Below are 5,915 nucleotides of genomic sequence, written 5' to 3'. Positions count from 1 at the left end.
CGTGAACCCTCGCTCGGCGCTCGGGCTCGGACCGGAACGGCACACGGGGCGGCCGTCAGCACGCGCGGCTGATGACGCACTTCAGGTAGCCGGACTCGCGGCACGACGCGGCGACCGGGTGGTCCGCGGCCGGCCCGCGGCGCTCGAGGATCTGCAGGTCGCGGCGGGCCTCGCTCGCGACCTGGGCGATCAGGTCCTCGAGGTCCGTCATGCCGATCAGCCCGGTGCAGCAGCACGACACGAGGACGCCGTCCTTGGCGAGCAGCTTCAGCGCGAGCTGGTGCAGCCGTCGGTACCCCTTGATCGCGTCGGGGACCGCGGCCCGGTTCCGGGCGAACTTCGGCGGGTCGAGCACCACCACGTCGAACTGCCGCCGCACCGCGACCATCCGGTCGAGCTGCTTGAACACGTCCTCGCAGTCGAACGCAATGTTGGTCAGGTCGTTCGCGGCGGCGTTGCGGCGCGCCAGTTCGAGCGCCGGCTCGGAGCCGTCCACGCCGAGCACCTCGGCCGCGCCGGCCTTCGCGGCGTACAGCCCGAACCCGCCGCTGTAGCAGAACGCGTCGAGCACGCGCTTGCCGGCGCACAGCTTCGCGACCGCGGCGCGGTTGTCGCGCTGGTCGAGGTAGTACCCGGTCTTCTGGCCCTCGGCGAGGTTCACGAAGACGCGCAGGCCGTTCTCCTGGATGCTCAGGTCGGCCGGGGGCGGCTCGCCCCACAGGAGCCCGTCCTGCAACTCGATCCCCTCGAGCTTGCCGATCCCCTTCTCGGTGCGGAGGTACACGCCGCGGGGGCTCAGGTGCTCGCACAGCACGCCCACGATCTCCTCGCGCCGCTGGGCCAGCCCGAGCGCGGTGAACTGCACCGTGAGCCAGTCGCCGTACTTGTCGACGACCATGCCGGTGAGGAAGTCGGACTCGCTGAACACGACGCGGTAGCCCGCGTCCGGGCCGTTCAACTTCAGCACGTCGTGGCGGAGCCGCACGGCGCGCTCGACGCGGCCGTGGAAGAACGCCCGGTCGAGCGGCGCGTCGGGCTCCCAGTTGTAGAGCCGCACCTGGATCTTCGACCGCGCGTTGTACAGCCCGCGGGCGATGAACTTGTCGGCGTGCGAGACCAGATCGACCTCGGCCCCGTCGGCGGGCTCGCCCTCGACCCGGTCGACGGCCCCGGCGAACACCCACGGGTGCCGGGCGTAGAACGGCTGCGCCCGCTTGGGCTTCACGACGACCTTGGGTGCCATGCGGTCTCCATTAACGGCGAGCGGGGGGCGCGGGCCCCCCGAGTGTATTGGGTTTGTGGCTGGTTCCCGGGACCGCGGGCGTCCCGCCCAGTGGCACTGGGTTTGTCTTCTGTAGCTGGCCTCTGTGAGGCCGGCGCTTCCGGTATTCCGTGTGCGTCCGGGGTCACAGACCCCGGCTACAACAACAAACCAAGTGCCATTGGGCGGGACGCCCGCGGTCCCAGGGAAAGATTGCGACCTCGGGGGGCTCACGCCCCCGCCCGCCCCGGACTACAGCCCGGCCTGGACGCGGCCGATGTACGCCAGCTCGCGCTCCAGCTCGGTCGGCCGGTCGCGGCTCTCCAGCATCGCCCGGACGCGGAGCAGCAGCTCGGTCTTGTTGATGGGCTTGGTCAGGAAGTCGTCGGTGCCGGTCTCGACGGCGGTCTCGACGTCGTTGGCCTGGTCGAGCGCGGTCACCATCAGCACGGCGACGTCCCGCGTGGCCGGGTCGGACCGGAGCCGCCGGCACACCTCGAACCCGCTCATCTTCGGCATCATCACGTCGAGCAGGATCAGGTCCGGCTGCCACGCCTTCGCGGCGGCGATGGTGTCCTCGCCGTTGTACACGATCTTCGTCTCGTGCCCGGTGCCGTCGAGGTGCGCTTCGAGCAGGTCGGCGTTCGGGGCGTTGTCGTCGGCGATCAGAATGCGTGGCATGGGTCACTCCGGTGCGTCAGAGGGGCATTATAGCGGGCCGGTCCGCGACACTCGGCGGATCGGGAGCTAATCTTGCCCCATGCGAGTGATTCTGAACCCCAAGCACGACGCGCACGTTCCCCCCGGCGAGATCGAGAACGGCGAGGTCATCCCCTGCTACGAGCGGCCCGAGCGGCTCACCGCGGTCCGCGCCGCACTCGAAGCGGCCGGCGGGCACACCTTCGAGGAGCCGCCGGTGTGCTCCGAGGACGCGGTCGCGGCGGTCCACGACCCGGCCTACGTCGCGTACCTCCGCGAGACCGCCGCCGAGATCCGCCGCTCGCGGGGCAGCACGCCCAAGGTGCAGTGGCCGACGGTGTTCCCCTACGGCCCCAGCCCGCGGGCCGGCGGCAACCGGGCGCTCCGCGGGCAGTTCTGCTTCGACACCTACACCCCCGTTCTCGGCGGCACGTTCGCCGCGGCGCTCGGCGGCGCGTCCGCCGCGCTGCACGCGGCGGACCTCGTCGCGGCGGGCGCGGCGAAACAGGTCTACGTTCTCACGCGGCCGCCGGGGCACCACGCCGAGCGGGACCGGTGCGGCGGGTACTGCTACTTCAACCACGCGGCGCTGGCCGCCGGGCGGCTCGCGAAGTTGGGGCGGGTCGCGGTCCTCGACCTCGACGTCCACCACGGCAACGGCGCGCAGCACATCTTCTACGACCGCGGCGACGTGCTGACCGTGTCGGTCCACGGCGACCCGGCCGGGCTGTACCCGTTCTTCTCCGGGTACGCCGACGAGACCGGCACCGGGGCCGGGCTGGGCGCGAACCTGAACGTGCCGCTGCCGCCGGGCACGGGTCCGAGGGAGTACCGGCCGGCGCTGGCCGCGGCGCTCGACGCGGTGCGGCGGTTCGCGCCGGCGTTCCTGGTGCTGCCGTTCGGGGCCGACGCGCACGAGGCCGACCCGATCGGCGGGTTCAAGCTGCCGACCGGCTACTTCCGCGAGATCGGCGCGGCCGTGCGGGAACTCGGGCTGCCGACGGTGGCGACGCAGGAGGGCGGGTACAACCTCGACGTGCTCGGCCCGTGCGTGGCGGAGGCGCTGCGGGGTCTGGAGGGGTAACGGGCGGGATCGTTCCGCCCGGAACGGGCGGGGCGTCCTCGGGCTGCGATCAACGAGCGCCTTGAAGACATCGGGGAACGTCCGTTGATCCCCGATGGAGCGACCGCACGCTCGGTTCGATCACAATTCGCCCGTTCCGCCCGGCACCGTGGAAGCCCTGCCCCGACGAGCTTGACGACACCAGCGGATCATCCCGAGTCGTGTTGATTGCTAACTGTAGCCGGCCTCTGTGAGGCCGGTGCTTGGGGTCTTCCACAGGCCCGGCCTCACAGAGGCCGGCTACAGAACGGATACGAACCCACGCGATTCCGGTAGGAGTTAGGCAGTTGGGCTCGGGTCTGCTTGTTTTTGGTGGGGCAGACATTCTTGTCTGCCGCCCGTCGCCTCACGAGGCAGACACGAATGTCTGCCCCACCAAGCCAACTGCGTCACTCCTATCCGGATCACTTCCCGCCGGGCGGGGCGTACTTCGTGAGCCAGCCGAACACCTCCTTGTGCCAGTACGCGCCGTTCTTCGGCTTCAGCACCCAGTGGCCCTCGTCCGGGAAGTTCACCATCCGCGACGGCACCCCCTGGCGCTGGAGCGCGCTGAACAGCTCGTGCCCCTGGCCGATCGGGCACCGGAAGTCGAGGTCGTTGTGGACCACGAGCATCGGCGTCTTGTGCTTCGCGAGGTTCCCGGCCTTCTTGTGCGGGGAGAACTCGGCGTACTTCCCGGGCTTCTCCCACGGGAGCCCGCCGTGCTCCCACTCGTCGAACCACAGCTCGTCGGTCGTGCCCCACATGCTCTCGAAGTTCCACACCGAGCAGTGCGTGATGAGGCACTTGAACCGCGGCGCGATGTCGTTGACCGCGAACCAGTTCATCATGTACCCGCCGAAGCTCGCGCCGGCCGAGCCGATGCGGTCCTTGTCGACGAAGGGCAGCTTCTCGACGTAGTCGAGGCCGGCGACGAGGTCGCGGTAGCACTTCCCGCCCCAGTCGCCGGTGATCTCGTCCACGAACTTCTGGCCGAACCCGGTCGAGCCCCGCGGGTTCGGCAGCACGACGACGTACCCCTGTGCCGCCCACAGCGACGGGTTCCACCGGTAACTCCAGCCGTCCTCCCACGCGCCTTGCGGGCCGCCGTGGACGAGGTACACAACCGGCCACTTCTTCTTCGGGTCGAACCCCGGCGGCTTGAGCACCCACATCTGCATCTCGCCGTCCTCGATCTTCACCTTCACCGACTCCGGCCGCGGCAGGTCGAGTTCGGCGAGGAGGGCGTCGTTGGCCTTGCTCACCTCGACCTGCCGCGTCGCGATCGAGTACATGTGAAGGCCACCGGGCGCGACCTGCTTCGGCTCCTCGGCCTTGATGACGAACGGCTCGACCTCACCGGTCGCTCGGATTTCCGGGGGCGATGTCATGCTTGCGACCAACCAGGTCCGCACGGTGCCGTCGCGTGAAGCCGTTAGCCCACTAACAGATTGGTACGCGCTGATGTGCTGCCGCATGTCCCCGGGCTGATCGATCCGAGTGACGTACTGAAGCGTCGCACCCTCCGTGTCGGCGGTGTAAAAGATTGTCGGCTGCTTGATGCGAGGATTGTCCACCCAGGTGAACTCGTTTGCCGAGCGGTCGTACTTCTCCAGGAGGGGTTTCGGCTCGCCCGCCAGCGTCCCGTCCGGCTTGCAATCCGCGACGACGATGTCCCACTTGTCGGCCTCGTAGCCGGCCTTCTTCTGGGCGCGCCACGCGAGCTTCTTGCCGTCCGGCGAGAACTTCGGGCCGCTGTCGGCGGCCTTGTTCGCGGTCGTCAGCGTCTCCCACTTCGGCGACGTGTTCGTGACGCTGACGCGGCACAGTTCGTAGTTCGTGCTCCACGCCTCGTCCCTCTCCGGCACCGCGGTGAACACGAGGTGCTTGCTGTCGGGCGTGAAGGTGAAGTCGTCGCCGCTCGAGAACGTGCTGCTCGTCGGGTTCGCGTCGCGGTCGCCGGGGGTCACGTCGCGGGGCTCCGGGAACTCCCCGGCCTTGTCACCGAACTTCGCCTCGACGACGAACAGGTGCTGCCGCTTGTCGCCGACGTACTCGTCCCAGTGGCGGTAGAACAGCTTGGTGAACACCTTCGCCTTCACCGGGCTCTTCTCGATCTCGTCGTCCTTGGCCTTGTTGAGCTTGTCGCTCTCGGCGAACGGCTTCTCACTGAACTCCGCGAACACCGACGACGCGAACGCGACGTGCGTGCCGTCCGGCGACCACTGCCCGTTGCTCGCGCCCGTCGAGATGTCGGTGAGTTGCTTCGGCTCGCCGCCGTCGGCCGCGACGACCCACAGTTGCGACGACCCGGAGCGCGTGGACTCGAACAGGATCTTCGTGCCGTCGGGCGACCACCGCGGGGCCGCGTCGCGCTTACCCTTCGGGTCGGTGAGCTGCTTCGGGGGCGTCTTCCCGTCCGTCGCGGCGACCCACAGGGCGGTGCTGCTCTTGTTGGCGTCGAGGTCGACGGTGCCGACCTGGTACGCGACCCGCTTGCCGTCGGGCGCGATCTGCGGCGCGGCGACCCGCTTGAACTTGTAGAGGTCTTCGATCTTCATGGGCCGCTTGTCGGCGGCGTCGAGGCGGGCGGGGGCCGCGAGCCCCCCGGTGAGCAGGATCAGCGCGGCGAGCGCGCCCGGTCGCAAGGCAGCGTACATGCGGAACCCCTGTAGCTCGGGAACGGACGGTTCCGTTGTACCCGATGCGCGGCCCGCGAAAAAGCGGCCCGGCGTCAGTACGATGAGGGCAGCGAAAGTGGTCGGTATGGGGCAGGTGTTCCGGTTGAGGTTCAGGTGGTTCCCCCTCACCCGCCGCGAAGCGCGGCGACCTCTCCCCGTAGGAACGGGGCGA

General features: G+C 69.4%; 4 protein-coding genes. 1 reads left to right on the top strand and 3 read right to left on the bottom strand.

What is annotated here, in order from left to right; translation table 11 throughout:
• Positions 1–55 precede the first annotated feature (55 nt).
• Positions 56–1,243, bottom strand: a complete 1,188-nt coding sequence (locus tag ACTIGN_RS15775; protein WP_439625483.1) for a class I SAM-dependent rRNA methyltransferase — start codon at positions 1,241–1,243, stop codon at positions 56–58.
• 270 nt (positions 1,244–1,513) lie between these two features.
• Positions 1,514–1,942 (bottom strand): response regulator, encoded by a 429-nt coding sequence (locus ACTIGN_RS15770; RefSeq protein ID WP_439625481.1) that lies wholly within the window; start codon positions 1,940–1,942, stop codon positions 1,514–1,516.
• Positions 1,943–2,021: 79 nt separating this feature from the next.
• Between ACTIGN_RS15770 and ACTIGN_RS15765 the strand changes: the two genes are divergently transcribed.
• A complete protein-coding gene (locus ACTIGN_RS15765) occupies positions 2,022–3,044 on the top strand; it encodes a histone deacetylase family protein (protein ID WP_439625479.1) in 1,023 nt (340 codons plus the stop codon).
• 443 nt (positions 3,045–3,487) lie between these two features.
• Here ACTIGN_RS15765 and ACTIGN_RS15760 read toward each other — a convergent pair whose 3' ends face one another.
• The gene (locus ACTIGN_RS15760; RefSeq protein WP_439625477.1) at positions 3,488–5,722 is read right to left on the bottom strand and encodes a dipeptidyl-peptidase 5; all 2,235 of its coding nucleotides are present in this window, start codon (positions 5,720–5,722) and stop codon (positions 3,488–3,490) included.
• Between the last annotated feature and the right edge of the window lie 193 nt (positions 5,723–5,915).

Source organism: Gemmata sp. (assembly GCF_051859125.1).
Classification (GTDB): Bacteria; Planctomycetota; Planctomycetia; order Gemmatales; family Gemmataceae; genus Gemmata.
Note: the sequence above shows the minus strand (reverse complement) of the source record. Positions and strands in the feature narration are given on the sequence as shown.

What these genes read in the sequence shown, in the direction of transcription:
- ACTIGN_RS15775 (WP_439625483.1), bottom strand. Translation starts at nt 1,243, where the DNA reads ATGGCACCCAAGGTCGTCGTGAAGCCCAAGCGGGCGCAGCCGTTCTAC.
- ACTIGN_RS15770 (WP_439625481.1), bottom strand. Translation starts at nt 1,942, where the DNA reads ATGCCACGCATTCTGATCGCCGACGACAACGCCCCGAACGCCGACCTG.
- ACTIGN_RS15765 (WP_439625479.1), top strand. Translation starts at nt 2,022, where the DNA reads ATGCGAGTGATTCTGAACCCCAAGCACGACGCGCACGTTCCCCCCGGC.
- ACTIGN_RS15760 (WP_439625477.1), bottom strand. Translation starts at nt 5,722, where the DNA reads ATGTACGCTGCCTTGCGACCGGGCGCGCTCGCCGCGCTGATCCTGCTC.